The sequence below is a fragment of the Paenibacillus sp. 01L418 genome, from assembly GCF_056400045.1.
In genome coordinates, this window is the sequence record NZ_JBFTSN010000711.1 from 1 (window position 1) to 1,741 (window position 1,741).

4 protein-coding genes and 1 pseudogene are annotated in these 1,741 nt (G+C 40.8%); all 5 read right to left on the reverse strand.

What is annotated here, in order from left to right; genetic code table 11:
• A pseudogene (locus tag AC1DSE_RS34920) lies at positions 1 to 472 on the reverse strand (hypothetical protein); the annotation flags it as partial.
• Positions 473 to 649: 177 nt separating this feature from the next.
• A complete protein-coding gene (locus AC1DSE_RS34925) occupies positions 650 to 901 on the reverse strand; it encodes a hypothetical protein (protein WP_441883435.1) in 252 nt (83 codons plus the stop codon).
• A 55-nt stretch (positions 902 to 956) separates the two neighbouring features.
• On the reverse strand, positions 957 to 1,292 hold the full coding sequence (locus AC1DSE_RS34930) for a hypothetical protein (protein ID WP_441883433.1): 336 nt from the start codon (positions 1,290 to 1,292) through the stop codon (positions 957 to 959).
• A gap of 82 nt (positions 1,293 to 1,374) precedes the next feature.
• Positions 1,375 to 1,530 (reverse strand): hypothetical protein, encoded by a 156-nt coding sequence (locus AC1DSE_RS34935; protein WP_441883431.1) that lies wholly within the window; start codon positions 1,528 to 1,530, stop codon positions 1,375 to 1,377.
• Positions 1,531 to 1,535: 5 nt separating this feature from the next.
• A complete protein-coding gene (locus AC1DSE_RS34940) occupies positions 1,536 to 1,697 on the reverse strand; it encodes an aspartyl-phosphate phosphatase Spo0E family protein (RefSeq protein ID WP_441883429.1) in 162 nt (53 codons plus the stop codon).
• Between the last annotated feature and the right edge of the window lie 44 nt (positions 1,698 to 1,741).

Consider the following 1,741-nt stretch of genomic DNA (forward strand, 5'->3'; position numbering starts at 1 on the left):
GTGCTGCGACCCACATTTCCGTTTGGCTTACATAACCACGACATGAGAAGTATGAAATATCTAATTGATCGCAAATCGTACCAACCACACCAACGAGGGCATCTTTCTCAACCCAAACCTCGACATGATAGTCCTGGTCGACCCATTTATCATAAGCAAAGCTACTTGCTGCGGAGTACATAATATCCCCTGGTGTATTCCAATGGCTATTCCCTTTCAAATTTCGTGTTCGATCCTCTATCGCATCCCAATCAATCAGACCTGAGATTCGAGCATCCGATACGAGCGTTCCCAAATTTTTATAGCTGCGCTCAGTATTCGGTATGATATCTCGTGCGACCAGTTGATAATAAACTTGTCTAAGTGACAACGAGTATCCTCTAGAGATATATTCATCAATAATTCCGTTGACCTTGTGAATCAGTGCTAAGTTTTCACGACGAAATTTAATTTCCCGATTACAGATTTTCATAATATCCTCCCATCCTTATTAAATCCTGCAGAATTTCTAGAATAAGTGCTACTGGCCAACCGGTTAGTGGTAGAGAGTAATTGACGAATCAATTTCCTCTCTCCCTCAACAGATTGCAAAAGATTCTGCAAATCTACTTTCAAGTCATGAATTTGCTCAAATGCATCAACCTGCAAGCTATTTTGCATGCGAGGTTTCACCTCTATGACAATGCCCTCTATAAATCCATTTCCCATCAACTTTGGCTATCGTGGCGTAAGTAGCCCTTCCCCCAACGTGGCTATGAGGTTCACCGATTTGGACGAGAGAAGAAGTCCAGGATGCTGGAGGTAACACGTTCAAAAAATAATCGTAAAACTCCTCATCAACCTCATCACCAATTTTCAAGAAATCATCCATATTGCCCTTCCAATCCTCATACTTCTTCATAGAAATCCCCTCACTTTGCTTGTAATTTCAACCTACCATTATCAAGTGAGAGCGGTTATCTTCTCACGACGCCTGGAACGAGCGTTTCGGCTAAATCAAATGCTTCGTATTTTCTTAGATAACGATTACGATAGTAATCAATAAGGCCCTTTCTCTTAAGATACTCATATTTTGATCGAATCACTGACTCCGTGCGACCTAAGCCAAAAGCCAAAGTTCGATTTTTATCGATCCCATAAAACATACATAAATATTCCAAATCTTCATTTGAGAATTTTAATCCGTGATTCAAATGAAAGTCAGGATGATATGTCATCCGATAATGTTTGTCATATGTAATGCCATCGATAAGATCCATTTCTGAATTAGATTTTAACTTAGCAACCCCCATCCATTTTGCCTCCAATCTAGCCTGCCATCTTCAGGCGAGGAATGGCTATTTACCTCGCGACGCCCCATGCTGGGCGTTTCGGCTATGTCATAATAAAAAATCCTTGGTTGATTTTCTCCAACTCTTCATCCGTTGCCAGCTGCACGATATAAGCTTTTTCAGCCAGATATAGTACGATTTTTTCTCCTTCAACAAGCTGTTTTAAATCTTGTTGATAAGGGAAACCAGTAGCTTCCATCTGCCTTACCTCCTCTCCTTTTGCATCGCTAAATTAATAAGCTCGTCCAGTTCCTGACTCGCCTTTACCACATCTGGATGTACGAGATTATTGTTATTTTGATTAGCTGCTAATTGCATCATGAGTCGCTTTTGCTCAATGATTTTATCAAGCCCATCCCTCTGCACATCCATCCCTCCTTTTAAACGATTTTATGGTTCATGCCTGCCAC